The 24,623-nt window shown below is 67.6% G+C and carries 26 protein-coding genes and 1 riboswitch; of the genes, 14 read left to right on the top strand and 12 right to left on the bottom strand.

The genetic code is table 11. The features are described from left to right. Position 1 precedes the first annotated feature (1 nt). The 8 genes from trmB to miaB all read right to left on the bottom strand — a co-directional run bounded on the left by trmB (position 2) and on the right by miaB (position 8,058). The gene (gene trmB / locus OE647_RS02420; protein WP_263720048.1) at positions 2 to 703 is read right to left on the bottom strand and encodes a tRNA (guanine(46)-N(7))-methyltransferase TrmB; all 702 of its coding nucleotides are present in this window, start codon (positions 701 to 703) and stop codon (positions 2 to 4) included. A gap of 70 nt (positions 704 to 773) precedes the next feature. Then, positions 774 to 1,238 (bottom strand): preQ(1) synthase, encoded by a 465-nt coding sequence (gene queF, locus OE647_RS02415; RefSeq protein ID WP_263720046.1) that lies wholly within the window; start codon positions 1,236 to 1,238, stop codon positions 774 to 776. A 109-nt stretch (positions 1,239 to 1,347) separates the two neighbouring features. Then, entirely contained in the window at positions 1,348 to 2,514 is a 1,167-nt protein-coding gene (metK, locus tag OE647_RS02410; protein WP_263720045.1) for a methionine adenosyltransferase, read from the bottom strand. 4 nt (positions 2,515 to 2,518) lie between these two features. Next, positions 2,519 to 2,568, bottom strand: a riboswitch (SAM-SAH riboswitch). A 33-nt stretch (positions 2,569 to 2,601) separates the two neighbouring features. After that, on the bottom strand, positions 2,602 to 4,122 hold the full coding sequence (lnt, locus tag OE647_RS02405; RefSeq protein ID WP_263720044.1) for an apolipoprotein N-acyltransferase: 1,521 nt from the start codon (positions 4,120 to 4,122) through the stop codon (positions 2,602 to 2,604). 1 nt (position 4,123) lies between these two features. Beyond that, positions 4,124 to 5,008 (bottom strand): hemolysin family protein, encoded by an 885-nt coding sequence (locus tag OE647_RS02400; RefSeq protein WP_263720043.1) that lies wholly within the window; start codon positions 5,006 to 5,008, stop codon positions 4,124 to 4,126. A gap of 37 nt (positions 5,009 to 5,045) precedes the next feature. Then, complete coding sequence (ybeY, locus tag OE647_RS02395) at positions 5,046 to 5,552, bottom strand: rRNA maturation RNase YbeY (RefSeq protein ID WP_263720041.1); 507 nt, start codon at positions 5,550 to 5,552, stop codon at positions 5,046 to 5,048. Next, positions 5,536 to 6,555 (bottom strand): PhoH family protein, encoded by a 1,020-nt coding sequence (locus OE647_RS02390; protein WP_263720040.1) that lies wholly within the window; start codon positions 6,553 to 6,555, stop codon positions 5,536 to 5,538. Before OE647_RS02390 ends, ybeY begins: the two co-directional genes overlap by 17 nt. A 180-nt stretch (positions 6,556 to 6,735) precedes the next feature. Next, positions 6,736 to 8,058: a tRNA (N6-isopentenyl adenosine(37)-C2)-methylthiotransferase MiaB gene (gene miaB / locus OE647_RS02385; protein ID WP_263720039.1), complete on the bottom strand. Its 1,323-nt coding sequence runs from the start codon at positions 8,056 to 8,058 to the stop codon at positions 6,736 to 6,738. A 34-nt stretch (positions 8,059 to 8,092) separates the two neighbouring features. On the opposite strand from miaB, the gene OE647_RS02380 reads away from it, so the two are divergent. The 3 genes from OE647_RS02380 (at position 8,093) to OE647_RS02370 (ending at position 11,415) form a co-directional block, all read left to right on the top strand. Next, complete coding sequence (locus OE647_RS02380; protein WP_263720038.1) at positions 8,093 to 9,817, top strand: caspase family protein; 1,725 nt, start codon at positions 8,093 to 8,095, stop codon at positions 9,815 to 9,817. A 118-nt stretch (positions 9,818 to 9,935) separates the two neighbouring features. Next, positions 9,936 to 10,805, top strand: a complete 870-nt coding sequence (locus OE647_RS02375; RefSeq protein WP_263720037.1) for a glycosyltransferase family 2 protein — start codon at positions 9,936 to 9,938, stop codon at positions 10,803 to 10,805. 16 nt (positions 10,806 to 10,821) lie between these two features. Next, a complete protein-coding gene (locus OE647_RS02370; protein ID WP_263720036.1) occupies positions 10,822 to 11,415 on the top strand; it encodes a DUF2238 domain-containing protein in 594 nt (197 codons plus the stop codon). Here OE647_RS02370 and irr read toward each other — a convergent pair whose 3' ends face one another. Next, a complete protein-coding gene (gene irr, locus OE647_RS02365) occupies positions 11,416 to 11,832 on the bottom strand; it encodes a Fur family transcriptional regulator Irr (RefSeq protein WP_263720035.1) in 417 nt (138 codons plus the stop codon). It abuts the gene before it with no gap. A gap of 161 nt (positions 11,833 to 11,993) precedes the next feature. Here irr and fabA point away from each other — a divergent pair, with 161 nt between their 5' ends. From fabA to OE647_RS02350, 3 genes are read left to right on the top strand one after another with little or no spacing between them, the layout of a single operon-like run. Beyond that, entirely contained in the window at positions 11,994 to 12,503 is a 510-nt protein-coding gene (fabA, locus tag OE647_RS02360; RefSeq protein WP_263720034.1) for a bifunctional 3-hydroxydecanoyl-ACP dehydratase/trans-2-decenoyl-ACP isomerase, read from the top strand. Between the two features lie 22 nt (positions 12,504 to 12,525). After that, positions 12,526 to 13,755, top strand: a complete 1,230-nt coding sequence (gene fabB / locus OE647_RS02355) for a beta-ketoacyl-ACP synthase I (RefSeq protein ID WP_263720032.1) — start codon at positions 12,526 to 12,528, stop codon at positions 13,753 to 13,755. A gap of 6 nt (positions 13,756 to 13,761) precedes the next feature. Continuing rightward, positions 13,762 to 14,550, top strand: a complete 789-nt coding sequence (locus OE647_RS02350; RefSeq protein ID WP_263720031.1) for an enoyl-ACP reductase FabI — start codon at positions 13,762 to 13,764, stop codon at positions 14,548 to 14,550. Here the strand turns inward: OE647_RS02350 and OE647_RS02345 are convergent, their stop codons facing one another. Continuing rightward, positions 14,551 to 15,138 carry a hypothetical protein gene (locus OE647_RS02345; protein WP_263720030.1) on the bottom strand — a complete coding sequence of 196 codons (588 nt, stop codon included), beginning with the start codon at positions 15,136 to 15,138 and terminating at the stop codon, positions 14,551 to 14,553. Between the two features lie 142 nt (positions 15,139 to 15,280). Here OE647_RS02345 and OE647_RS02340 point away from each other — a divergent pair, with 142 nt between their 5' ends. From OE647_RS02340 to OE647_RS02305, 8 genes are all read left to right on the top strand, one after another. Next, positions 15,281 to 15,964, top strand: coding sequence for a haloacid dehalogenase type II (locus OE647_RS02340; RefSeq protein WP_263720029.1), 684 nt, complete (start codon positions 15,281 to 15,283; stop codon positions 15,962 to 15,964). Next, positions 15,961 to 16,788, top strand: coding sequence for an alpha/beta fold hydrolase (locus OE647_RS02335; RefSeq protein WP_263720028.1), 828 nt, complete (start codon positions 15,961 to 15,963; stop codon positions 16,786 to 16,788). Before OE647_RS02340 ends, OE647_RS02335 begins: the two co-directional genes overlap by 4 nt. Next, positions 16,785 to 17,762 carry a threonine ammonia-lyase gene (locus tag OE647_RS02330; protein WP_263720026.1) on the top strand — a complete coding sequence of 326 codons (978 nt, stop codon included), beginning with the start codon at positions 16,785 to 16,787 and terminating at the stop codon, positions 17,760 to 17,762. The genes OE647_RS02335 and OE647_RS02330 overlap by 4 nt, the downstream gene beginning before the upstream one ends. Continuing rightward, positions 17,759 to 18,553: a 3-oxoadipate enol-lactonase gene (gene pcaD, locus OE647_RS02325; RefSeq protein WP_263720025.1), complete on the top strand. Its 795-nt coding sequence runs from the start codon at positions 17,759 to 17,761 to the stop codon at positions 18,551 to 18,553. Before OE647_RS02330 ends, pcaD begins: the two co-directional genes overlap by 4 nt. A gap of 3 nt (positions 18,554 to 18,556) precedes the next feature. Continuing rightward, a complete protein-coding gene (locus OE647_RS02320; RefSeq protein ID WP_263720024.1) occupies positions 18,557 to 19,282 on the top strand; it encodes an alpha/beta fold hydrolase in 726 nt (241 codons plus the stop codon). A gap of 51 nt (positions 19,283 to 19,333) precedes the next feature. Next, positions 19,334 to 20,557, top strand: a complete 1,224-nt coding sequence (locus tag OE647_RS02315; RefSeq protein ID WP_263720023.1) for a TCR/Tet family MFS transporter — start codon at positions 19,334 to 19,336, stop codon at positions 20,555 to 20,557. Between the two features lie 18 nt (positions 20,558 to 20,575). After that, positions 20,576 to 21,655 carry a Zn-dependent alcohol dehydrogenase gene (locus OE647_RS02310; RefSeq protein WP_263720022.1) on the top strand — a complete coding sequence of 360 codons (1,080 nt, stop codon included), beginning with the start codon at positions 20,576 to 20,578 and terminating at the stop codon, positions 21,653 to 21,655. 99 nt (positions 21,656 to 21,754) lie between these two features. Continuing rightward, positions 21,755 to 22,999: a mandelate racemase/muconate lactonizing enzyme family protein gene (locus tag OE647_RS02305; RefSeq protein ID WP_263720021.1), complete on the top strand. Its 1,245-nt coding sequence runs from the start codon at positions 21,755 to 21,757 to the stop codon at positions 22,997 to 22,999. On the opposite strand, the gene OE647_RS02300 is transcribed toward OE647_RS02305, so the two are convergent. Together OE647_RS02300 and OE647_RS02295 are read right to left on the bottom strand one after the other, a co-directional pair. Next, complete coding sequence (locus OE647_RS02300; protein ID WP_263720020.1) at positions 22,942 to 24,048, bottom strand: GGDEF domain-containing protein; 1,107 nt, start codon at positions 24,046 to 24,048, stop codon at positions 22,942 to 22,944. The genes OE647_RS02305 and OE647_RS02300 overlap by 58 nt on opposite strands. Beyond that, entirely contained in the window at positions 24,048 to 24,617 is a 570-nt protein-coding gene (locus tag OE647_RS02295) for a heme NO-binding domain-containing protein (protein ID WP_263720019.1), read from the bottom strand. The genes OE647_RS02300 and OE647_RS02295 overlap by 1 nt, the downstream gene beginning before the upstream one ends. Positions 24,618 to 24,623: the final 6 nt, after the last annotated feature.

Here is a 24,623-nt window from a genome sequence, read left to right as displayed (position 1 = left end):
CTCAGCCCCGAACGAAGGTCAGGTAATGCGGCGCGCGCCCTTCGCGCAGCGCCTTCTGCTCATAGCGCGTGGATATCCAGTCGTCCCAGGGCACGTCGCCTTGACGCACCAGCGCAAACCCGGCACGCGGCACTTCCTTCAGCGTCTGGCGCACGTAGTCGGGAATGTCGGTCGCGACCCGGAACTCCGCCCCCTTCGCCATGACGCGCGCCAGCGGCAAGAGGTGTTCCGCCGTGACGAAGCGGCGCCGGTGATGGCGGCGCTTCGGCCAGGGATCGGGGTAGTTGAGAAACGCCCGTGCGACCGCCCCCTCGGGAAGCACCTCCATCAGGTCGCGCGCATCGCCAGGATGTACGGCAAGGTTGGTCGCACCGGCCTCGCGGATCTTGCCCAGAAGCATGGCGACGCCATTGATGAACGGCTCGCAGCCGATGATGCCGACCGCAGGGTAGCGCGCGGCCATATGGACCAGATGCTCGCCCCCGCCGAAACCGACCTCAAGCCAGACCGGACGGTCATCGCCGAAGATCGCCGCAGGGTCGATGGGCTGCCGCTCGGGGTTATCCTCCCGCGTCACGCCAAGGGGACGCAAGGTTTCCAGATCCTCGGACAGATAGGTCTTCTGGCTCGGACGCAGCGTCTTGCCATGGCGACGGCCATAAAAGTTGCGCCACTCGGGCTGGGGGGTCTCTGGGTCGGTCATCGGCACCATCAGGCTGGGATGCGGCGGCCTAGCGGGCGCGGGCCCCGCCGTCAAGGCACGGGCGCCGCCCTCAGCCCCGGCCGCGATAGGGCGCGACCCCCTGATCGGGGATCCAGACGCCCGCGGGCGGCGCGCCGGTCTGCCAGAAAACGTCGATCGGGATACCCCCGCGCGGATACCAATAGGCGCCGATACGCAGCCACTCCGGGTCGAGCAGCGCCACCAGCCGCTTGGCGATGTCGATCGTGCAGTCCTCGTGGAAGGCCCCGTGATTGCGGAAGGAATGCAGGTAAAGCTTGAGGCTCTTGCTTTCGACCAGCCAGTCGCGCGGGATGTAGTCGATCACGATATGCGCAAAATCCGGTTGCCCCGTCATCGGGCAGATCGAGGTGAACTCCGGCGCCGTGAAGCGCACGACATATTGCGTTCCGGAATGCCCTGCCGGCACCTTCTCCAGCAGCGCCTCCTCGGGCGAGGCCGGCATCTTCGTCTCCGCCCCCAGCTGCGTCAGTCCCGAGACATCGGTCTTGGCCATGTCACACCTCCAGAACGGCCGCATATGAACGGCCCCTTCTTCATTGCCCAAATACCCTGCGGGGGTCCGGGGGTGCAAAACCCCCGGCGTCCGTCCCGCCCGGTTCGGCTCAGACCGCCTTCTTCAGCGCCTCGGCCAGGTCGGTGCGTTCCCAGCTGAAGCCGCCATCGGCTTCCGGCGCCCGGCCGAAATGGCCATAGGCCGCGGTTCGCTGATAGATCGGCCGGTCCAGGCCCAACTGCGTGCGAATGCCGCGCGGGGTCAGGTCCATGACCTCGGCAACCGCCTTTTCGATCTCGGCATCGGCGACCTCGCCCGTACCATGGGTATCGACATAGATCGACAGGGGCCTCGCCACGCCGATCGCATAGGACAGCTGCAGCGTGCAGCGTTCGGCAAGCCCCGCCGCCACCACGTTCTTTGCCAGGTAGCGTGCCGCATAGGCGGCCGAACGGTCAACCTTGGTCGGGTCCTTGCCGGAGAACGCCCCGCCCCCGTGGGGCGCCGCGCCGCCATAGGTGTCGACGATGATCTTGCGCCCGGTCAGGCCCGCGTCCCCATCCGGCCCGCCAATGACGAAGGTGCCCGTGGGGTTCACGTGCCATTCGGTCTTCCGCGTCAGCCAGCCATCGGGCAGGACCTCGCGGATATAGGGCTCGACGATCTTGCGGATGACTTTCGAGGTCTGCCGCTTCGAGGTGTGCTGGGTCGACAGCACGATCGAGGTCACCTCGACCGGCTTCCCATCCACGTAGCGCAGCGACAGCTGGCTTTTGGCATCCGGCCCCAGCGTCGGTTCGGCGCCGGACTTCCGCGCTTCGGCCAACCGGCGCAGGATCGCGTGGGCATACTGGATCGGCGCAGGCATAAGCTCCGCCGTCTCGCGCGTGGCGTAGCCGAACATGATCCCCTGATCCCCGGCCCCGTCCCGGTCCACGCCTTGCGCGATATGGGCGGACTGCTCGTGCAGGTAGTTGTGAACCTTGATCTTGTCCCAGTGGAACTTCTTCTGCTCGTAGCCGATGTCGCGGACGCAGTCGCGCACGATGCCATCGATACGCGCCATCATCGCCTTGGTCTTTTCCTTGGTGGACAGGCCGACCTCACCGCCGACGACGACGCGATTGGTGGTGGCAAAGGTTTCGCAGGCAACGCGGGCGTTCGGTTCCTCAGACAGGAAGGCGTCCAGAACGGCATCGGAAATGCGGTCGCAGACCTTGTCAGGGTGCCCCTCCGACACGGATTCAGAGGTGAAGATGTAATTTTTGCGGGACATGAAGTGCTCCATTGGGGTTATCCCCGTCACGCCAGGAAGCCGTTGTGACGGTTCGCCCGGTCTGACTATCCGGCACGCAGGCCCGGGTCAATCCGCGAATCGGCGCCGGAGCAACAGGCCGCCGAGGCCGAGGCACAGCAAGAGCGCGGCCGGAAGATCGCCCGTCCGGGCGTAAAGAGGACGGTCAAGGGAAGGTGGAACATCCGCATCCAGAACCCCTTGGGTGTTCAGCGCAAGGTTGCCCACCACCCGGCCCTTCGCGTCGATGACCGCAGAAACCCCGGTATTGGCGACGCGCACCACCGGCAGACCCTGCTCGATCGCGCGCAGCTTCGTCTGGGCAAGATGCTGATAAGGCCCCGAAATGTCGCCAAACCAGCCGTCGTTGGTGATCTGGAGAACCCAGTCCGCCTGGCCCACAGCCCGGTTCAGGTCCTGGGGAAAGATCGCCTCGTAACAGATCAGCGGCAGGACCTGACCCGCGCGACCAAGGTCGAGCGTCCGGATCTTCGAGCCGCCGGTATAGCCGAACCCTTCCTGCGCGGCGAAGGCGCGGATGCCGAAAGGCACCAGAAGATCGCCGAAGGGAATGTATTCGCCGAAGGGGACGAGATGCGATTTGTCATGCAGTGCCGTGACCTCGGCGGTCGCGTCGATGGCGATCAGGCTGTTGAAGTAACGCGTGCCCTCGGCACGTTGGATGCCGGTCACGATCGGCACCCCGCCGGAGGCCGCGATCATCCGCTCGAACAGGTCCCCGGTCTCGCCCAGAAGGTAGGGGACCGCGGTTTCGGGCCAGATCACCAGATCCAGGGGTTGGGTCGAAGGCGCGGACGTCAGCGTGATCTGCCGCTCCAGGAACACGCGCCACATGTCGCCCTGCCATTTCAGCGCCTGATCGGCGTCGGGCTGGACCAAGCGCACGCGAACCGGCGGCTCACGTCCGGCGATGTCCCGATGCAGGCGCGCCTCCCCGGCCAGCCAAAGCCCGCCCAGGGCCGCGGCCGTCACGACCGCAAGCGCCAACCGCGCCCGCATGCCGCGCGCCAGCAGGGGCATGGCCGCCAAAAGCGTGGTCATAAGCGTCAGCCCGACCGGCCCGACAAAGGCTGCGGCTTGTGCCACGGGCGTGTCGATCCAAACATGGCCGATCAGCGCCCAGGGAAAGCCGGTCAGAACATAGCCCCGCGCCAGATCGCTGAGCGCGAGACCCAGCGCAAAGCCCAGCACCCGGCCGGCGCGACCGTGCCCAAGCCCGGCAAGCGCCGCCGCGAAAAGCCAGAACAGCGCCATGCCCGCGCACATCAGGATCAGCGCGAAAGGGGCCATCCAGCCGAAGATTTCCGGCTCCACCAGAAAAGGATCGACGATCCAGAACAGCGCCAGCGCGAAATAGCCAAGGCCTGCGGCCCAGCCCAACCAAAGCCGCTGAGCGCGCCGCGCCTCTGCCGCAACGACGCCGGTCAGCACGCCAAGCGCCCCGAGCGACAGCCACCACAGCCCGAAGGGCGCCTGCCCCGAGGCCATGGCGACGCCCAGCACCACCGCCCCGGCCAGCGCGCGCCAGCCCGGCCGACTGTCGCGGCGCAGGAAGCGGAAGATCCGCATGTCAGCCCTTCGGCTGCGGCAGGCGGACGCGCAGACGCTTGATCCGGCGCGGGTCGGCGTCCACGACCTCGAACTCCGCCCCGCTGTCGTGGGGCACGACCTCGCCCCGCGCCGGAACCCGCCCGGTCAGCATGAAGACCAGGCCGCCCAGGGTTTCGATTTCCTCATCCTCTTCGGCATCGGCAAGCTTGATGCCGATCTCGGCCTCGAACTCCTCAAGCGGGGCGCGGGCCTGGACAAGGTATTGCCCCGGCTTTTCCAGCGTCCAGAGGCCGGATTCGGAGGTGTCGTGTTCGTCCTCGATTTCCCCGATCACGGTCTCGATCAGATCCTCGATCGTCACGAGGCCGTCCACACCGCCATATTCGTCGATGACCAGCGCCATGTGGATGCGCTCGCTCTGCATCTTCTGCAGGAGCACGCCAATCGGCATGGAGGGCGGCGCATAAAGCAGCGGCCGCAGCAGCTTGCGCAGCGAAAACCTTGGCTTCGCGTCGGAAAACGCCTGTTGGAGCGCGAGGTCCTTGAGGTGGACGATCCCCAGCGGGCTGTCGAGCGTCCCCTTGAAGACCGGCAACCGCGAAAATCCGCTTTCCCGAAATCTTGCCACCAGGTCGGTCAGGCTGATCGTGACGGGAACCGCGACGACCTCGGCCTTGGGGATGGCCACGTCGTCAACGCGCAATCTGCGCAGGTTCGCAATGCCCGGAAGCACCGCGCCGGGTGCCGGCGCCTCCCCGCGCAGGGTCGGCGCGGTATCGTCCTCTCCTGATTCCGAGGGGGTCAGGGCGCTGAAGATACGGCCAAAAAAGCCCTTCTGCGCGCTACTGTCTGCGGGATCGTCAGTGCTGTCTGCGAACTGCGACCCGTCTGCGGATTCGCCCATCTGTCCTTTCCAACTTGCAGGGCCGTTCTGCCCCGGCTCACTCATATGGGTTCGCCAGGCCCATCTGTTCAAGTATGCGGACTTCGGTGCCTTCCATCAATGCCGCATCGCCATCGCGGATGTGATCGTAGCCCAGAAGATGCAACGTTCCATGAACAAGAAGATGCGTGACATGATCGCGCAGGGGCTTGCCCTGCTCCACCGCCTCGCGCTCGCAGGTTTCCCAGGCGATCGCGATGTCGCCCAACTCCTCGGGCATCTCCTCGGGTCCCGGGTCGGGCAGGTCGGGCGCGGCGCCGTCTTCGTCGGCCGCGCGCTCATCGGAGGGCCAGGACAGCACGTTGGTCGGTTGCGGCTTTCCGCGGTAGTCGGCATTCAGATCGGCGATCCGCCGGTCATCGCAACCCAGAAGGCTGATCTCGAACCCCGACGCGGCCAGGCCGAGCGCGGCAAGCGTCGCGCGCGCGGCCTCCTCGGCCAGATCCTCCAGCCCGAACGCGTCCCAGCGCGCGTCCTCGATCAATGTGTCAACCAGCGGCTCCATCGTCGCGGTCATAGGCCTCGATGATGCGGGCCACAAGGGGATGGCGCACCACATCCTTCGCGGTGAAGTAATTGAAGCTGACACCGCGGACATCGGCCAGGATCCGCTCGGCGTCCGTCAGGCCCGAGGACACGCCGCGCGGCAGGTCAACCTGCGTGCGGTCGCCGGTCACGACCATGCGGCTGCCCTCGCCCAGGCGGGTCAGGAACATCTTCATCTGCATGGTGGTGGCGTTCTGCGCCTCGTCCAGCACGACGAAGGCGTTGGCGAGCGTACGCCCGCGCATGAAGGCCAGGGGCGCGATCTCGATGCGCTTTTCCTCCATCAGTTTCTGCACCTGCTTGGCGGGCAGGAAGTCGTTCAGCGCGTCGTAGAGCGGCTGCATGTAGGGATCGACCTTTTCCTTCATGTCGCCGGGCAGGAAGCCCAGCCGCTCGCCCGCCTCGACCGCGGGGCGCGAGAGCACGATCCGGTCCACATGGCCGCCGATCAGCATCGTCACGCCCACCGCGACGGCCAGATAGGTCTTGCCCGTGCCTGCCGGTCCGATCCCGAAGGCGAGCTCGTGCTGAAAGAGGTTCTTCACATAGGCCTTCTGGGCCTCGGTGCGTGGTTCAACCTGTTTCTTGCGGGTGCGGATTTCCATCCGACCAGCGGCGAACATTTCAAGCTGTTCGTCAAGGCTCGGCGGGTTGGCGACGCCCATATCACCCATGCGGATGGCGGCGTCGATCTCGCCCGCGTCGATGCCGCGCCCGGTTTCGAGCCGCCCGTAGAGCGTTTGCAGCACCGCCGCCGCGCGCCCCCTGCCCTCCGCACCACCCACCACCGCGAGATGATTGCCGCGGCGCAGGATGTGGACCCCAAGCTGGTGTTCGATCTGCGAGAGGTTGCGGTCAAACTCGCCGCACAGATCGATCAGAAGCCGATTATCGGGAAATTCCAGAAGCGTCTCGTGCAGATCTTCCGGCTTCGGCGGGGGGGTCAAGGCAGAGAAGCCCAAACGTGTCTCCTTCGCAAAGGGTTCGCACCTAGATGGTGCCCGCCTATGGGTGCACACGCAAGCCCTAGTGCTGCGCGCCCGGGCATAGCATCAAGATAGCGTGAAAAGCGGGCGTTATTGAGGCGCTTGCGCACCGCTTTTCCGCCGATCCGGACGCTTGGGCGCACCTGCGGGGCGGACTCAGGCCGCCACGATCTCTCCGGCAAGCGAGTTCGGAGCGGAGGAAACGATTCTCACCCGCGCGATGGCGCCGACCGGCAGGCCGGTCTCGACATGGACCGCGTGCAGGTAATCGGACTTGCCCACCATCTGCCCCTTCAGCCGCCCAGGCTTCTCGAACAGGACCGAGACCTCGCGCCCGACCATGCCTTCCTGCGCGGCACGCTGTTGCTGGGTGATCAGTGCCTGAAGCGTCTGAAGCCGCGCGTCTGCCACATCGGCCGGCACCGGCGCCTTTTCGGCCGCGGGCGTGCCGGGTCGGGCGGAATACTTGAAGGAATAGGCCATGCCGTAGTTGACCGCGCGGATCAGGTCCATCGTCGCGTCGAAATCGGCATCGGTCTCGCCGGGGAAGCCGACGATGAAATCGCCCGACATCATCATGTCGGGGCGCGCGGCGCGGATCTTCTCGATCAGGCGCAGGTATTGTTCGGCCGTATGCTTGCGCGCCATGGCCTTCAGGATCCGGTCCGAGCCCGACTGCACCGGCAGGTGCAGGTAGGGCATCAGCTTCGGCTCCTCGCCATGCGCCGCGATCAGGTCGTCGCCCATGTCGTTGGGATGGGAGGTCGTGTAGCGGATGCGTTCCAGCCCATCGACGCGCGCAAGCTCCCGCACCAGCCGCGCCAGCGTCCAGTCCCCGTCCGCGCCTTGCCCGTGATAGGCATTCACGTTCTGGCCCAGAAGCGTCAATTCCCGTACACCCTTTTCCACCAGCCCGCGCGCCTCGGTCAGGATGCGTTCGACGGGGCGGGAGACCTCGGCACCACGGGTATAGGGCACCACGCAAAAGGCGCAGAACTTGTCGCAGCCCTCCTGCACGGTCAGGAACGCGGTCGGGCGGACCGAAGCTTTGGGGCGGTCCGGCAGGTGGTCGAACTTGTCCTCCTCGGGGAAATCGGTGTCGACCGTCTTCTGCCCCGCCTCGGCTGCCTTCGCCATCGCGGGCAGGCGGTGATAGCTTTGCGGCCCCACCACCAGATCGACCAGCGGCATCCGCTTCAGGATCTCCTCGCCCTCCGCCTGCGCGACGCAGCCCGCGATACCGATCTTGAGGTCGGGTTTCGCCTGCTTCAGTGGACGCAGGCGGCCAAGGTCGGAATAGACCTTCTCCGCCGCCTTCTCACGGATGTGGCAGGTGTTCAGAAGCACCATGTCGGCCTCTTCGGCCACCTCGGTCGTCACATAGCCTTCCGCGCCCAGCGCCTCGGCCATGCGCTCGCTGTCGTAGACGTTCATCTGACAGCCGTAGGTCTTGATGAAAAGCTTCTTCGGTTCGGACATGGATGGATCCCTTCGGATGCGACGGGATAGCGCAATGCCGCGCAAGGGGCAACTGCGCGCAATTTCCCCCCAAACGCCGGTTGACCCGCCGCGCATCGCCACGCCAGACTTCCACAACTGGTATTCGGAGGACGGCATGCGCATTCTCGCCGTTGCAGCATTCGCATTCACCTTGGTTCTGTCGGCAGGGCTTGCCCAGGCAAAGCAGGTCGCGCTGGTCATCGGCAACGACGCCTACCAATCGGTCCCCGCGCTGGAAAAAGCCGGCGGCGACGCCCGCGCAGTCTCCGCGCTTCTGGGGGCCCAAGGTTACGATGTCATCGCCGATTTCGACGTGACCCGGCGAAACATGGCACGCGACATCGCCGAATTCGTCGGCCGGATCGAGCCGGGCGATACCGCGCTCATCTATTACTCGGGCCATGGCGTCGAGATCGAGGGCGAAAACTATTTGCTGCCGGTCGACATCACCTCTCCCGAGGCGGGCGGGGAGAACTTCATCAAGCTCGAAAGCTTTGCCCTGTCGAACCTTCTGGACACGGTGCGCAGTTCCGGGGCGCGCGCGACGCTGGTGTTCCTCGACGCCTGCCGCAACAATCCCTTCGCCGCGGGCGGGACGAAGCGCGCCATCGGCCAGGCCCGCGGCCTTGGCCGCATCACCGCGCCCGAGGGGACCTTCGTCGTCTTCTCGGCGGGCGCCGGGCAGACCGCGCTCGATGCGCTGGACGATCAGGACAGGGACCCGAACTCGGTCTTCACCCGGCTTCTGCTGCCCAAGCTCACGCGGCAGGACATGGAATTGCGCGCAATGATCGCTGAGTTGCGGGTCGAGGTCCGCGATCTGGCCAAGACACGCAACCACGCGCAGTTCCCGGCCTATTACGATGAGTTGCTGGGGGAATTCTATTTCGCGGGCGGCTCGGCCCAGCCGGTCGATACAGCCGTTCCGTCAGATACGTCCCAGATCCGCGATGATTTCCGTCTGGCGATGGAACTCGGCACCCGCGACGCGCTGGAGGGGTTCTTGCGCCGCCACGGCGACAGCGGCGACTTCTCGGTCGATCTGGCGGAGCGCGCGCTTGAATCGCTGGGACGAGAGGAAAGCGCCCCCTCGGCGCGTCTCGCCAGCACCTCGCAGGTGGAGGAGGCTCCGCCGCCGGCCAGCGCGGCGGAGGCTGAGGCGGAGGCCGCACGCGCTTTGATGCGTGACACCCAGGCCGAACTCAATCGCCTTGGGTGTTCGGCGGGCGGTGCCGACGGGATCGCCGGGGCGCGCACCCGCGCCGCCTGGGACCGCTATCGCGCCGCCTCGGGGTCCGCGTTGGCTAAGACCGCGCTCGGCTCCCCCGCCGCGCTGACGGAGTTGAAGGGCGCGAAGCCGGGCACTTGCCCCGCCGCCCAGGTCGCGACCGGACGGGCGCCAGAGACGGCACCCGGGACGGTGGTCGAGACGGGCACCACTCGGGCTGCCGCCCAGCTCGACGTTTCCGGAACCTGGCAATGGGTGGCGAATTGCGCCCTGCTCGTCCGGGTGTCGGGCTGGACCCGGTTGAGCCCGATGGCCGACGGCAGCTGGGCGGCCAGCGCCGGAAACTCGCTCGGCGCGCAGGGCAGCGGCAGCGGCACGCTGTCAGGATCGACGTTGACGCTGCGGATGCGCTGGTCGAACGGGATCAAAGAAGTCGCGACCATGCATTTCGCCGGCAACGACTTCACCTCGACAAGTTCAGCGGGGTGCACGGGCGCCGGGCATCGTTGATCCCAAGGTCACGCATCACCGGCCCTTGATTCCCGGCGCCCGTTGACGCCATCTAGTCGCGCCCGAACCCGAACGCACTGGCGCGACATGCCGGGCGGCCCAGTCAAGACCGAGCAAGATGACACCCCAGCCGCTGTCCCATTTCCTGGCCAATCACCGCGCCCTGCTGGGCAAGGGTCCCGTCGCGCTGATCTTCGCCGAGGATGAGGTGGAGCTTGAGTCGACCCTGCGCCACCATCTTGCGGCAGGGTTCCAGCCGGTGCTGGCCTTCCTGCCCGACGGGATCGATCTTCCGGCGGAATTCGAAGGGCGCGTTCACGCGATCCGTCACGACACGCGGGCCGAGGGTGCGGTCACCGGCGCGGTCAACGCGCTTCTGGCCGTCGCACCGCCGACGACCTGGTTCTACTACTGCTACAACGGCGAATACCTCTTCCACCCCTTTGCCGAAAGCCGCAGCGTTGAGGAGATGCTGACCTTCCACACCGAGGAGCGGCGCAGCGCGGTCTTCTGCATGGTGGTCGATCTTTACGCCGCCGACCTTGAACGGGCGCCGCTCGGCGTCTCGGTCGAGGACGCGATGCTGGATGCGGCCGGCTACTACGCCCTACCCCGCTGGGATGAGGAGAAAGGCGCCGAGAAGGCGCGTCAGGTCGATCTTTACGGCGGCCTCAAGTGGCGGTTCGAGGAACACATCCCCTGGGCGCGTCGCCGCATCGACCGGATCGCGCTTTTCCGGGCGGAACCCGGGCTCAGGCTCCTGCCCGACCATTCGCTCTCGATTGAGGAGATGAACACCTGCGCCTGTCCCTGGCACAACAACGTGACCGCCGCCATCGCGTCTTTCCGGACCGCCAAGGCGCTGCGGCGCAACCCGGCGTCGAAGCACGCGGTGCAAAGCTTCGTCTGGGCGCGCTCCACCCGCTTCGACTGGAGGGCGCAGCAGTTGATGGACCTGGGTTTCATGGAGCCCGGGCAATGGTTCTGAGGCCGGAGGCCGGGACATGACCCCAACGCGGGCGGAATGGGCGGTCTTCGCCTTCACCCTGGCCTACGCGGCCATCTTCGGCACCTGGTTCCTCTCGATCGGCAACCTGGAGTTCCTGTGGTACCTCGCCACCATGGCGGGGATGATCGCACTGGTGGGGGTGAACCTGCGCCGGGCGGCCTTTCCGCCTGCGCTGCTCTGGGCGCTCTCGCTCTGGGGGCTTGCGCATATGGCGGGGGGCGGGGTGCCGGTCGGCGGCTCCGTCCTTTATTCCGCGGTTCTCGTGCCCATCTCCGGTACCGGCGAATTGACCATCCTGAAATATGACCAGCTCGTCCATGCCTACGGCTTCGGGACGACGGCCTGGCTGCTGTGGCATCTGATGCGCCACAACTATCCGGGCGTGCGCTGGGGCTGGACGCTCTGGGTCTATCCGGCGATTGGCGCGATGGGGCTCGGCGCGGCGAACGAGATCGTGGAGTTCGTCGCCGTCCTTGGCATCGCCGACACCAATGTGGGCGGCTATTACAACACGGCGCTCGACCTCGTGTTCAACGCGGGCGGCGCCATCCTGGCGATGGTGGTGCTGGCCTGGCGGTCCGGGCGCTGATCAGACCCGCTTGAGGCGGATCACCACGTCAACGCGCGCCACCTCGCCCCCTTCGGGCGTCTCGGGAAGGTGCGCGATTTCCAGCTGGTCCTTCGGCGCATCGACCAGCTGAGAGGTATCCTCCCAGAAGAAATGCGGGTGGTCGTCCAGGCGCGTGTCGAAATAGCTGCGCGATCCGTCCACCGTGATCTCGTTCATCAGGCCCGCGTCGCAAAAGGCGCGCAGCGTGTTGTAGACGGTTGCCAGCGAGACCGGCTCCCCGGCCGAACGCGCCGCCGCGTGCAGGCTTTCGGCGGTGACATGGCGGTGTTCCCCGTCGCCGACCAACAGCGCGGCAAGCGCGAGCCGCTGCCGCGTGGGCCTGAGCCCCGCGCCCGCAAGCCAGCTTTCCGCGCCTGTCGCCAGGTTGTCGTCCATAGTCCGCTCCAGCAAGATACAGTCCCATTTAGACCAAAGGCGGTGGGTTTTTCAATCGCCCGCCGCAAGATGGGGCGTCCGGGCCCCAGCCCGCCCTTGCTCTGCCGCGCACCGGGGTGCTAGAGGGGTTTGAAACAGGGCAAGGGACGGGAACCAACCGCATGGCGGCATATCCGAAGAGCTTCGATCGCGACGACCTCCTGAAATGTGCAAGAGGCGAGCTTTTCGGCCCCGGTAACGCGCAGCTTCCGGAACCGCCGATGCTGATGATGGACCGCATCACCGACATCTCGGAAGATGGCGGGCTGCACGGCAAGGGCCATGTCGTGGCGGAGTTCGACATCACCCCCGACCTGTGGTTCTTCGCCTGCCATTTTCCCGGCAACCCGATCATGCCGGGCTGCCTCGGCCTTGACGGGCTTTGGCAGCTGACGGGCTTCAACCTCGGCTGGCGCGGCTGGGAAGGCCGCGGCTATGCGCTTGGCGTGGGCGAGGTCAAGCTGACCGGCATGGTGCGCCCGGACCGCAAGATGCTGACCTACAAGGTGGACTTCACCAAGGCGATCCAGACCCGCCGCCTGACCATGGGCGTGGCCGACGGCATCGTCGAGGCCGATGGCGAGGTCATCTACCAGGTCAAGGACATGAAGGTCGCGCTTTCCGCAAGCTGACCCCCAAAGAAGGAGTGCGCCCATGCGCCGCGTCGTCATCACCGGGATCGGGATCGTCTCGCCCATCGGCAACAATGCCGCCGAGGTCGAAGCCTCGCTCCGCGCCGGCCGGTCGGGCATCGTCTTTGCCCCCGAATACGCCGAACACGGCTTTCGCAGCCAAGTTCACGGCAAGCCGCAGATCGTGCTGGAAGACCACATTGACAAGCGCAACCTGCGATTCATGGGCGACGGCGCGGCCTTCAACTTCATCGCCATGGAACAGGCGATCCAGGACAGCGGCCTGACCGAGGCCGAGGTCTCGAACGATCGCACGGGCCTGATCATGGGCTCGGGCGGTCCATCCACCAAGAACTTCTTCGTGGCCTTCGACACCGTGATCAACAAGGGCAGCCCCAAGCGCATGGGTCCCTTCATGGTCACACGCTGCATGTCGTCCACGAACTCTGCCTGCCTGGCGACGCCGTTCAAGATCAAGGGCGTGAACTACTCGATCACTTCGGCCTGCTCCACCTCGGCGCATTGCATCGGCAACGGCACCGAACTGATCCAGATGGGTAAGCAGGACGTGGTCTTCGCCGGCGGCGGCGAGGAACTGGACTGGACGCTGTCGTGCCTTTTCGACGCGATGGGCGCGATGTCGTCGAAGTACAACGACGCACCGTCTACCGCGTCCCGCACCTATGACGCGACCCGCGACGGTTTCGTCATCGCAGGCGGCGGCGGCGTCGTCGTGCTTGAGGAACTGAGCCACGCGCTGGCGCGCGGCGCCAAGATCTATGGCGAGGTTACGGGCTACGGCGCGACCTCGGACGGGTACGACATGGTGGCGCCCTCGGGCGAAGGCGGCGAACGGTCGATGCGGCTCGCGGTCTCCACGCTGCCCGAGGGGCGCAAGATCGACTACATCAACAGCCACGGCACCTCGACTCCCGTGGGCGACGTGACCGAGATGGAGGCGATCCGCCGCGTCTTCGGCAAGGGCACGACGCCCCCCGTCGCCTCCACGAAGTCGCTGACTGGCCATTCGCTCGGCGCGACCGGGGTGCATGAGGCGATCTATTCGCTGATCATGATGAACAAGGGTTTCATCGCAGCCTCGGCCAACGTGACCACGCTCGACCCGGCGCTCGATCCGTCCGAGATCGTGACCGAACTGCGCGACGGCGTGGAGCTTGACGGCGTCCTGTCCAACAGCTTCGGCTTCGGCGGGACCAACGCGACCCTTGTGATGAGCAAATACCGGGGGTGACCTGAGATGGCCGATCTGATGAAGGGCAAGCGCGGGCTGGTGATGGGCGTCGCGAACGAACGCTCCATCGCCTGGGGCATCGCGGCGGCGCTCGCGGCCGAAGGCGCGGAGCTGGCGTTCTCCTACCAGGGCGAGGCCTTCGGTAAACGGGTTGAGCCGCTGGCGGCATCGGTCGGGTCCGATTTCCTGGTCGATGTCGATGTGACCGACGACGAAAGCCTTTCGGCCTGCTTCGGCGCGTTAAAAGATCGCTGGGGCACGATGGACTTCCTTGTCCACGCCATCGCCTTCTCGGACAAGAACGAGCTGACGGGGCGTTTCGTCAACACCAGCCGCGCGAACTTCAAGCACTCGCTCGACATCTCCTGCTATTCGTTCATCGACGTGGCGCGGCGCGCCTCGGAACTGATGCCGGAGGGCGGTTCGCTGATCACGCTGACCTACGGCGGCTCGAACCGCGTGACGCCCAACTACAACGTGATGGGCGTGGCGAAGGCGGCGCTGGAAAGCGCCACGCGCTACTTGGCCAATGACCTCGGCCCCCAGAAGATCCGGGTGAATGCCATTTCCCCCGGGCCGATGAAGACGCTGGCCGGCGCGGCCATTGGTGGCGCCCGCGCGACCTTCCGCCATACCGAGGCGAACGCGCCCTTACGCGCGAACGCCACGCTGGAGGCCATCGGCGGCACGGCGGTTTATCTCTGCTCGGACTACGGCGCCTGCACGACGGGCGAGGTCATCCGCGTGGACGGCGGTTATCACGTCCTGGGCATGCCGCAGGGTGAGAATATCTGATCAACGGTCCTTCCTGAGGTCCTCGCGCGGCTTCCGGCCCTGCGTACGAAACGCGTCGCCATCGCCGTAGTCCAGGAACTCCGGATAGTGGTCGTGAGGATCGGCCGGGCTGCGGGCGTGGCGGATCGGGCACCAGTAGTGCTCGGTCCTAGCCGCGACTTCCCTGACCATCGAGATCAGGCCGTTCGCATACCCGCAGTAAAGGCAGTTCAGTTTCTGAAGCCCGTTCAGATAGGCAAGCCGGTGCCGGTCGATGACGATATGATCGCGCCGCCGCACCTTGTCGATCCCATAGATCGGAAAGCAGATCGCCTGGTAGATCGTCACGAAGAGGTCGAGAAGCGCGAATGGCAGGATCAGCGAATAGATCACCGGCGCGGTCAGAATGACGCCGGGCCGGGCCCGCAAGACATAGCCCGGCAGCTTTTCCCGGATCGCGCGATGCGCATCGCGGATCTCGTTGTCGAAGACCGCCCGCCCCCGCTCGATCCGGTAGCGCAAGCGTTTCCGCCGCTCGGCCAGGTCCTGGTCGATCTCTGACCGGGTTTCCTCCAGAAGGTCCCTGAGACGTTCGAATGGGCTGGTCATTGCGGCCTCCGCTTTCGGTCCCGCTTGGGGGCGATTTCACCACGGAACCGCCCCGAGGACCAGAGCGGCGCCTGTCACGCGGGTCATTAGGCGCTTGCACCCGCCCCATTCCGCGGCCAGTCTGCCCGCAAGGGAGGGACCGATGCCCATCAAGGTCTGCGTCTTCGACGCCTATGGAACGCTTTTCGACGTGGCCGCCGCCGCCCGGATCGCGGCCGCCGAACCCGGCCGCGCGGCGCTGGCCGAAGCCTGGCCGAAGCTGGCCGAGGACTGGCGGCGCAAGCAGCTGGAATACAGCTGGCTTCGGGCCGTCATGGGGGCGCATACCGATTTCTGGCAGGTGACCCAGGACGGGCTCGACTGGGCGCTTGAGGCCTCCGGTCTTTCCGAGCCGGAGCTTCGCGAGCGGCTTCTGGCGCTTTATTGGGAACTTCAGGCCTACCCCGAGGTGCCCGCGATGCTGGCGCGGCTGAAGGAAGCGGGCCTTGCCACCGCGATCCTGTCGAACGGCGCCCCGGAGATGCTGGCAGGCGCCGTGCAATCGGCCGGGATCGGGGATCTGCTTGACGGCGTGCTTTCGGTCGAAAGCGTCGGCATCTTCAAGCCCGCCCCTGCCGTCTACCGCCTGGTGACCGACCGCTTCGGCGGCACGGCGGCCAATGTGCTCTTCGTCTCGTCGAACGGATGGGATGCGGCGGCGGCCTCGGCCTACGGGTTCCGGGTGGCCTGGGTCAACCGGGCGGGTCTGCCCCTTGACCGGCTTCCGGGCAAGCCCCATCACATCCTTTCCGACCTGACCACGATCCCGGATATCGCCACCCCATGACGCTTGCCTATTTCACCGCCTCCGACGGCGCCCGCCTGGCCTACCGCGACGAGGGCGCGGGGCTTCCGGTCCTGTGCCTGGCCGGGCTGACCCGGTCCTCGACCGATTTCGATTTCCTTGTCCCGCATCTGCCCGGCGTGCGCCTGATCCGGGCGGACTATCGCGGGCGTGGCGCATCGGACTGGACCGGGGCGGAAAGCTACACCGTCGCGCGGGAAGCGCAGGACGCGCTGGAACTGCTGGCGCATCTGGGCATCGCGCGCACTGCGATCCTTGGCACCTCGCGCGGGGGGCTGATCGGCATGGCGCTGGCGGCAACCGCGCGCGACCGGGTCAGCGGCCTGTGCCTGAACGACATCGGCCCGGTGATCGAGCGCGGCGGGCTCGACCGGATCTGCGATTATGTCGGGCGCAACCCGGCGGCCAGAAGCATCTCCGAACTGGCCGAAAAGTTGCCCCGCGCCATGCCCGGCTTTGAGGACGTGCCCCCCGCCCGCTGGACCGCCTTCGCCCATCAGCTTTACGAGGAAACGCCAGACGGGTTGAAGATCCGCTACGACCCGGCGCTGCGCGACAGCTTTCTGGCGGGGTACCAGGCGCCGGTCGCCGACCTCTGGCCGCTTTTCGACGCCAGCGCGGGATTGCCTCTGGCGCTGATCCGGGGGGCGAACTCCGACCTGCTGTCGCCAGAAACCGCGGAAGAGATGCGGCGGCGGCGCCCCGACATGATCTTTGCCGACGTGCCCGGCCGCGCCCATGTGCCTTTCCTTGATGAGGCCGAAAGCCTTGCCGCGATCCGGGCGTGGCGGGAAAAACTCTCATGAACATCGAGATGATCCGCGCGGCGGCGGGCCGTCTTCACGGGGCCGTGCGCGAAACGCCGCTCCTGTCATCGCCCGCGCTCGACGCCATCGCCGGGCGGCGGGTGCTGGTCAAGCCCGAATGCCTGCAGCACACCGGATCGTTCAAGTTCCGGGGCGGCTGGTCGGCGGTCTCCGCCCTGCCGCCAGAGGCGCTGGAACGCGGGGTGATCGCCTATTCTTCGGGCAACCACGCGCAGGGCGTGGCGCTGGCAGCGCAGCGCCACGGCGCCCCGGCGGTGATCGTCATGCCCTCCGACGCGCCGGCGGTGAAGATCGCCAACACTCGCGCGCTGGGGGCCGAGGTTGTACTCTACGACCGCGCGGGCGAAGACCGCGATGCCATCGGTGCTGCCATCGCCTCCGAACGCGGCCTGACCCTGATCCGCCCCTTCGACGAACCCCTGGTCATCGCCGGGCAAGGGACGACGGGCCTTGAGATCGCGCGCCAGGCGGCAGCAACTGGCGTGACGCGGGCGGAGGTCCTGGTGCCCTGCGGCGGTGGCGGCCTCAGCGCCGGGATCGCCCTGGCCTGTGAGGCCGAGGCGCCGGGCCTGCGCGTCCGCCCGGCGGAGCCAGAGGGGTTCGATGACGCCGCCCGCTCGCTCGCCAAGGGCAGCATCCAGCGCAATACCCGGCTTTCGGGCTCGCTCTGCGACGCGATCGTGACGCCGCAGCCGGGCAACCTGACCTTCCCGATCCTTGCCCGACTGGCCGGCCCCGGCCTTGTCGTCAGCGAGGAGGCGGCTCTGCATGCCATGGCCATGGCCTTCGCCCACCTGCGCATCGTGGTCGAGCCGGGCGGCGCGGTGGCGCTGGCGGCGGCCCTGTTCCACCCCGACCGAATCGCGGGCGATACCGTCATCGCCGTCTGTTCCGGCGGCAATGTCGATGCGGGCGTCTTTGCCCGCGCCCTTTCCATGCTGGAGGACGCATGAACATCCTCGACCTGGGCGACACCCATATCCACTGGCGCGAGGATGGCGACCCGAACGGTGCGCCGGTCGTCTTCTCGAACTCGCTCGGCACCGATTTCCGGATGTGGGACAAGCTTGTGCCCATGCTGCCCCGTGACCTGAGGCTGATCCGCTACGACACGCGCGGCCACGGCCTGTCTGCTTGCCACAAGGGCCCCTATTCGATGGGCACGATCATTCGCGACGCCGAGCGGTTGCTCGACGCGCTAGAGGTGCGCGATTGCGTCTTCGTGGGCCTGTCGATGGGCGGGCTGATCGCGCAGGGGCTGGCGGTGAAGCGGTTCGACATGGTTCGGGCGATGGTGCTGTCCAACACCGCCGCCAAGATCGGCACCGCGCAGATGTGGGCGGAGCGCATCGCCAAGGTCCGCGCCGAGGGGATTGAGGCCATCGCCGACGTGATGATGGAGCGTTGGTTTTCGCGACGCTTCCGCGAAACGGCAGAGTTGAAGGGCTGGCGCGCCATGCTGGCCGGGACCCCCGTGGACGGCTATGCGGGCTGTTCGGCCGCCATCGCGGGGACCGACTTCATCACCCCGACCTCCGGCCTGACCCTGCCGACGCTGGCCATCGCCGGGTCCGAGGACGGCTCGACACCCCCCGATCTCGTGCGCGAGACCGCCGAACTGGTGCGTGGCAGCCGCTTTCACCTGATCCGGGGCGCGGGACACCTGCCCCCGGTCGAAAAGCCCGAGGACTATGCAGAGGTGCTGACGGGCTTCCTGCGCGACATTGGCCATACCGCGGGTTAGGGGATGGCGCGCTTCCTGCTTGTCCACGGCTCCTGCCATGGTGCCTGGTGCTGGTCGCGGGTCGTCGATGCGCTAACCCGCCTCGGGCACGAAGCCAGGGCCATCGACCTGCCCGCACACGGGGACGACCCGACACCTGCGTCCGAGGTGACGCTTGATCTCTACGCCAGCGCGCTCCTTGCGGCGGCCGAGGCGCCGACGGTTCTGGTCGGCCATTCCGCGGCCGGGTTCCCCGTGACGCTTGCCGCCGCTCTGGACCCCGGGCGGATCGCCCGGCTGATCTATCTTTGCGCCTACGTTCCCAAGACGGGGAAATCCATCATCGACCTGCGCCGGGCCGGGCCGCGCCAGCCGCTCAAGGACGTGGTCAGGGCCGATCCGGGCGGCGTGACCTACAGCGCCGATCCGCAGGGCGCGCGGCGGACCTTCTTCCACGACTGCCCGGAGGATGAGATCGCCCGTGCCCTGCCCCGGCTTTGCCCCGAACCGATCGCGCCCCAGGCGACGGCCCTGCCACCTGGCACCGAGACCCCGCCGCAGCCCCGCCACTACATCCTGTGCCAGGACGACCACACCATCCCGCCCGAGTACCAGGCCGAAATGGCGCGCCCCTTCGGCGCGGCCATCACGCGCCTGCCCTCGGGCCATTCCCCGTTCCTGACAGCGCCTGCCCGCCTTGCCCGCGTTCTGGCGGCGCTCGCCGACGAAGGCCCTTCCCTCGGCCCCTGAGCGGCGCTAGCGTGGCGCGGCCCGGCGGCCATTTCCGCGGGCCGGGACCCCATGCAGAACCGCCTCGCGCTGATCTTCATCCTGGCGACCGTCGCCATCGATTCCATCGGGATCGGCATCATCTTTCCGGTGATGCCCGACCTCATGCGCCAGGTGACGGGCGCCTCGCTTGCCGATGCCGCACTCTGGGGCGGGGTGCTGGCCACTGCCTTCGCTGCGATGCAATTTCTCTGTGGCCCGGTCGTGGGCAACCTTTCCGACCGGTTCGGCCGCCGCCCGGTCATGCTGGTGGCGCTCGCGACAATGGCGCTCGACTACCTCGTCATGGCTCTGGCGCAGTCGGTCTGGCTTCTGCTTGCGGCCCGCATCGTCGCGGGGGCGAGCGCGGCCACCTATGCGACGGCGGGCGCCTATGTCGCGGATATCTCCGGCCCGCAGGACCGCGCGCGCAGCTTCGGCCTGATCGGCGCCGCCTTCGGGGTGGGGTTCGTGCTTGGCCCGCTGATCGGTGGCGCGGCCTCGCTCCTTGATGTGCGGGCGCCTTTTGTCGCCGCCGCCGCCATCGCCGGGGCGAACCTCCTCTTCGGCTGGCTGATCCTGCCCGAGAGCCTGCCCCAGCACCGCCGCCGCCGCATCACGCTGGCGCGCGCCAATCCCTTCGCCGCGTTCCGCGCCATCGGCCATCTGCCGGGGCTGCGGCGTTACCTCGTGGTGATGTTCCTCTACACCATGTGCTTCACGGCCTACCCCGCCGTCTGGTCCTATTTCGGCACCGCCCAGTTCGGCTGGGATGGCTGGTGGAACGGGCTGTCACTGGCGATCTTCGGCGTCTTCATGGCCCTGGTGCAGGGTTTGGGCGTCGCCCCCGCGACCCGCCGCTGGGGGGAGGAGCGGACCGCCGTCTACGGCGCCGCCATGCATGTGCTGACCTTCGGCTTCTACGGTCTCGTGACCTCTGGTTTCTGGGCGCTGGCCTTCACCCCGATCGCGGCCCTGGGCGACGTGGCGGGTCCCGCGCTGCAGGGGCGGATGACGAACCTCACCCCCGACGACCAGCAGGGAGAGTTGCAGGGCGTCATCGCCTCGGTCTCCGCCGTCGCCGCGACAACCTCGCCGCTCATCATGACCTGGATCTTCGCGCATTACACAAGGGTCGGCGCCGCACCCCACTGGCCCGGCGCCCCCTTCATGCTCTCGGCCGCGATCATGGCCGGTGTCGTCCTGCTTCTCGTCGCGCCCACACGCGCGCCTTCGGCCCCGCCGACCCAGATCTGACCCACGAAAGGACCCCTGATGAGAACGGTCAAAGCCGCGATCTGCGAAGCCTTCGGCGCCCCGCTGCGCCTTGAGGAACTGAGCCTCCGCGCACCCGGCCCCGGCGAGGTCGAGGTCAAAGTCGAGGCCTGCGCGATCTGCCATTCCGACATCACCTATATCGACGGCGGCTGGGGCGGCGACCTTCCCGCCGTCTTCGGGCACGAGGCTGCGGGCCGCGTCACCGCGACAGGACCCGGCGTCACGCGCCTGGCCCCTGGCGACGCGGTCCTCGTGACGCTGATCCGGGCCTGCGGCCACTGCGCGCCCTGCGCCTCTGGCCATCCGACACGCTGCGCCAGCCCCGCGCGCGGCCCCTCACCGCTGAGCCGCGCCGATGGCACGCCCGTCGCCCAGGGGCTCGACTGCGCCGCCTTCGCCGAGCGGGTCGTTGTGGACAAGAGCCAGATCGCCCCCCTCCCCGAAGGCATCCCGATGGAAACGGCGGCACTTCTCTCCTGTGGAGTCATCACCGGGCTCGGCGCGGCGGTCAACACCGCCTGCATCCGCCCCGGCGAAATCGCCGTCGTCATCGGCGCGGGCGGCGTCGGCCTGAACGCGATCCAGGGCGCGCGCCTCGCGGGTGCCGCCCGAGTCATCGCCGTCGACACCAATCCCGCGAAGCTCGACGCCGCGCGCGACTTCGGCGCCACGGACGGCATCCTCGCGACCGATCCCAAACCTTGGTCCGCCGCCCGCAAGATCGCGGGCCGCGGCGCCGATGCCGTGCTCGTCACCGTGGGGGCCATCCCCGCCTACGACAGCGCCGCGCGCTACCTCGCCCCCGGCGGGCGCCTCGTGGCGGTGGGCATGCCGCATTCGGGCGCGAAATCGGCATGGGAGCCGGTGATCGTTGCCGCCACCGGCCAGTCGATCACAGGCTCCTTCATGGGCGACACGGTCCTCGCCCGCGATATCCCCTGGATCGTCGACCTCTACCGCCAGGGCCGCCTCAAGCTCGATGAGTTGATCTCAGGTCGCTGGAGGCTCGACCAGATCAATGAGGCGATCGCCGACACCAGAACCGGCGCCGCCCGCCGCAACGTCCTGATCTTCTGACTTCTTCTTTTCACAAATATCCCGCGGGGGGCGCGGACCGGGGCACCCGGTCCCCGGGGGGCGCGAAGCCCCCCGCTCACCGCCAGAACCGGAGGAACCATGCGTCTCAAGGATCTCGAAATCTTCACCGTCGCGCCGCCAGCCCCCGGCTGGGGCGGGCGCTACTGGATCTTCGTCAAGCTCACGACCGACGACGGCATCGCGGGTTACGGCGAATGCTACGCCTCCTCGGTCAGCCCCAAGGCGATGGAGGCGGTGATCACCGATGTCTTCAACCGACACATGGCGGGCGAAAACCCCGAGATGATCGAGCTGATGTTCCGCCGCGCCTATTCCTCGGGCTTCACCCAGCGGCCGGACCTGACGGTGATGGGCGCGTTCTCCGGGCTCGAGATCGCCTGCTGGGACATCCTCGGCAAGGCGCGCGGGCGTCCCGTCCACGCGTTGCTCGGCGGCAAGATCAACGAACGGCTGCGCAGCTACACCTACCTTTACCCCGCGCCCGGCAACGAAAGCAGAGAGTTCTGGGTCAGCCCGGACATGGCCGCAGAGGCCGCCGCCCGCTTCGTGGGCATGGGCTTCACGGCGGTCAAATTCGATCCCGCCGGCCCCTACACGATCCGTGGCGGGCATGATCCCTCGGGCTCCGACATCACTCGCTCCGCCGCCTTCTGCAAGGCGATAAGGGAGGCCGTCGGCGACCGCGCCGACCTGCTCTTCGGCACGCATGGCCAGTTCAACGTGGCAGGCGCCGTGCGTCTTGCCCAGGCCATCGAGCCCTACGGCCCGCTCTGGTACGAGGAACCGATCCCGCCCGACAACCTTCTCGATTTCGCCGAGGTGCAGAAGGCCGTCCGCATCCCCGTCGCGACCGGCGAACGCTTCACCACCAAGGCCGAGTTCGCAACCGTCCTCAGGACCGGCGGCGCGCGCATCCTGCAACCCGCACTGGGTCGCGCCGGCGGCATCTGGGAGGCCAAGAAGATCGCCGCCATCGCCGAGGTCTTCACCGCCCAGATGGCGCCGCACCTTTACGCGGGCCCCGTCGAATGGGCGGCCAACATCCACCTCGGCGCCTCGATCCCCAACCTTCTGATGGTCGAGACGATCGAGACCGGGGGCGCCTTCCACCTCAAGCTCATCCGGAATTCGATCCGGTGGGAGGACGGTTACGTCATCGTCCCCGACGAACCCGGCCTCGGCATCGAGTTTGACGAGGATCTGGCCCGCGCCCATCCCTACACCGGCAGCGCGCTACACCTTCAGATGCAGGAGGCGCCCTGCGACTACTCCCGCCCGAACTGGTTCGAAGGCGGCGCGCCGACCACCAGGAAACCGGGCTGAGACCGCCCGTCCGCGGGCCGCGGCCCTTCCGGGGGCGCGGCCACGCCATCGGGCCGGTCGATCGTGACGCGCGCGCGGCCGCTGCTCTTTGACCGATACAGCGCCGCGTCCGCATCCTCGATCATCGCCTTGGGCGCGGGCCGGGCATAGACGACCGAGCGCGACACCCCGATGCTGCCCGAGATGCGGCAGGACGTGCCCTCGAACTCGATCGGTTGCTCGATCCCTGCGATGATCCGGCCACCGATACGGCCAAGCACGGAGGCATCGGTGGCCCCCGTCAGGATCGCCATGAACTCATCCCCGCCGATCCGCGCGACGGTGTCGTTCTGACGCACCTGGCCGCGCAGCACGCGGGCGACTTCCGCCAGCACATGATCGCCCGCCGCATGGCCCAGCGTGTCGTTGACCTGCTTGAAGCGGTCGAGATCGAGATGCAGGAGCGAGAAAGGCACCCCCCGCTCCGACCCCGCCACGGCCCGCTCCAGCGCGGCATCGAAGGCGCGGCGGTTCGCGAGCCCCGTCAGCGGGTCCGTCAACGCCTGCGCCTCCGCCCGGCGCCGGGCGGACTGGAGGCGATGGTTCAGCGATCTCAACTCCCCCATCACCGCGGATTTCACCTCCGTCAGGTAGAGCAGTTCGACCGTCAGGTCCGTCGGCGCAAAATCGGCATGGCTAAGCCCGTGGTCGCGCACGGCCTCAGCGGCGGAGATCCCGAGGGAGAGATTGACCAGCGCGCCCTGCCCGCCCGCCAAGGGGACGAGATGGCCGCGCAACTGGCGCGCGGGCTGGGCGCGGAATCGCAGCACGATCTTGCGCGCCGCCAGCTCCAGAAGTTCCGTCATCGTCGCGGCGGGACGCGGGCGCAGGACCTCGAAGAGGTCAAGGAAGCGGCGGCCGGGCAGATCGAGGCCGCCGCAGATCCGCCCCAAGGTCGGCCCCGCGGCGAGGATATCCCCGCCGCCCGACAGGAGCGCGTACATCGGCATCAGCCGCGCCAGACCCGGTTCCGGGATTGGCACGGGGCCGGTGCTTGGCCGGCTCGCCATCAACCGCCCCTGCCGACCGCAAGGTCAAAGCGCCGGCCCTCCGCGAAGCGGGCCTGCAACAGCTCGATCCCGACGGCCTCGGCGCCCTCCTCCGCGTCGATCAGCGCCAGCGCACCATAGTCATCGGCCATCGCGCGCAGGATGCCGGCGAAGACCGCGCCATAGCCGCGACGCCGGGCGCAGATCAGCCTGTAGCGGTCGGGCCCCAGTGGGATCAGCCGAACCTCAGGCAGATCAAGCTCCGGCACCGCCAGATGGGCCCGTTCCGCCAGTTCATCGAGGGAATGAAGGAAGTCGGCATAGTCCACGCCCCCGAAGCGCAGCAGCCGTCGCAGCGGTTCGAGCGAGGCAAGATAGATCCCCAGATCCTCCAGCAGCGCCTCGCGCGGCTTGGCCAGATCCTCGGCGGCGAGGTCGAGGACGCGATCGGTCACCGCCTCCTCATAGGTCAGCATGGTTTCAAAGCCTTCGGGTGGAAGCCCGGCAGCAACCGCCACACGCGACCAGAGCGCCACCCCGTAGGTATCGCCCAAAAAACACTGAATCGACCGATTGATAAGCCCGTGCATGCCCAC

The sequence above is a fragment of the Albidovulum sediminicola genome (genome assembly GCF_025751575.1).
Classification (GTDB): Bacteria; Pseudomonadota; Alphaproteobacteria; order Rhodobacterales; family Rhodobacteraceae; genus Albidovulum; species Albidovulum sediminicola.
Note: the sequence above shows the minus strand (reverse complement) of the source record. Positions and strands in the feature narration are given on the sequence as shown.

Coding starts and splice junctions, on each gene's coding strand:
- OE647_RS02375 (WP_263720037.1), top strand. CDS start 9,936: ATGACACCCCAGCCGCTGTCCCATTTCCTGGCCAATCACCGCGCCCTG.
- metK (WP_263720045.1), bottom strand. CDS start 2,514: ATGTCCCGCAAAAATTACATCTTCACCTCTGAATCCGTGTCGGAGGGG.
- OE647_RS02340 (WP_263720029.1), top strand. CDS start 15,281: ATGCCCATCAAGGTCTGCGTCTTCGACGCCTATGGAACGCTTTTCGAC.
- OE647_RS02305 (WP_263720021.1), top strand. CDS start 21,755: ATGCGTCTCAAGGATCTCGAAATCTTCACCGTCGCGCCGCCAGCCCCC.
- miaB (WP_263720039.1), bottom strand. CDS start 8,058: ATGTCCGAACCGAAGAAGCTTTTCATCAAGACCTACGGCTGTCAGATG.
- OE647_RS02335 (WP_263720028.1), top strand. CDS start 15,961: ATGACGCTTGCCTATTTCACCGCCTCCGACGGCGCCCGCCTGGCCTAC.
- OE647_RS02330 (WP_263720026.1), top strand. CDS start 16,785: ATGAACATCGAGATGATCCGCGCGGCGGCGGGCCGTCTTCACGGGGCC.
- OE647_RS02310 (WP_263720022.1), top strand. CDS start 20,576: ATGAGAACGGTCAAAGCCGCGATCTGCGAAGCCTTCGGCGCCCCGCTG.
- fabB (WP_263720032.1), top strand. CDS start 12,526: ATGCGCCGCGTCGTCATCACCGGGATCGGGATCGTCTCGCCCATCGGC.
- OE647_RS02295 (WP_263720019.1), bottom strand. CDS start 24,617: ATGCACGGGCTTATCAATCGGTCGATTCAGTGTTTTTTGGGCGATACC.
- lnt (WP_263720044.1), bottom strand. CDS start 4,122: ATGCGGATCTTCCGCTTCCTGCGCCGCGACAGTCGGCCGGGCTGGCGC.
- OE647_RS02320 (WP_263720024.1), top strand. CDS start 18,557: ATGGCGCGCTTCCTGCTTGTCCACGGCTCCTGCCATGGTGCCTGGTGC.
- OE647_RS02400 (WP_263720043.1), bottom strand. CDS start 5,008: ATGGGCGAATCCGCAGACGGGTCGCAGTTCGCAGACAGCACTGACGAT.
- irr (WP_263720035.1), bottom strand. CDS start 11,832: ATGGACGACAACCTGGCGACAGGCGCGGAAAGCTGGCTTGCGGGCGCG.
- OE647_RS02350 (WP_263720031.1), top strand. CDS start 13,762: ATGGCCGATCTGATGAAGGGCAAGCGCGGGCTGGTGATGGGCGTCGCG.
- queF (WP_263720046.1), bottom strand. CDS start 1,238: ATGGCCAAGACCGATGTCTCGGGACTGACGCAGCTGGGGGCGGAGACG.
- OE647_RS02345 (WP_263720030.1), bottom strand. CDS start 15,138: ATGACCAGCCCATTCGAACGTCTCAGGGACCTTCTGGAGGAAACCCGG.
- ybeY (WP_263720041.1), bottom strand. CDS start 5,552: ATGGAGCCGCTGGTTGACACATTGATCGAGGACGCGCGCTGGGACGCG.
- OE647_RS02315 (WP_263720023.1), top strand. CDS start 19,334: ATGCAGAACCGCCTCGCGCTGATCTTCATCCTGGCGACCGTCGCCATC.
- OE647_RS02300 (WP_263720020.1), bottom strand. CDS start 24,048: ATGGCGAGCCGGCCAAGCACCGGCCCCGTGCCAATCCCGGAACCGGGT.
- OE647_RS02380 (WP_263720038.1), top strand. CDS start 8,093: ATGCCGCGCAAGGGGCAACTGCGCGCAATTTCCCCCCAAACGCCGGTT.
- pcaD (WP_263720025.1), top strand. CDS start 17,759: ATGAACATCCTCGACCTGGGCGACACCCATATCCACTGGCGCGAGGAT.
- OE647_RS02370 (WP_263720036.1), top strand. CDS start 10,822: ATGACCCCAACGCGGGCGGAATGGGCGGTCTTCGCCTTCACCCTGGCC.
- fabA (WP_263720034.1), top strand. CDS start 11,994: ATGGCGGCATATCCGAAGAGCTTCGATCGCGACGACCTCCTGAAATGT.
- trmB (WP_263720048.1), bottom strand. CDS start 703: ATGACCGACCCAGAGACCCCCCAGCCCGAGTGGCGCAACTTTTATGGC.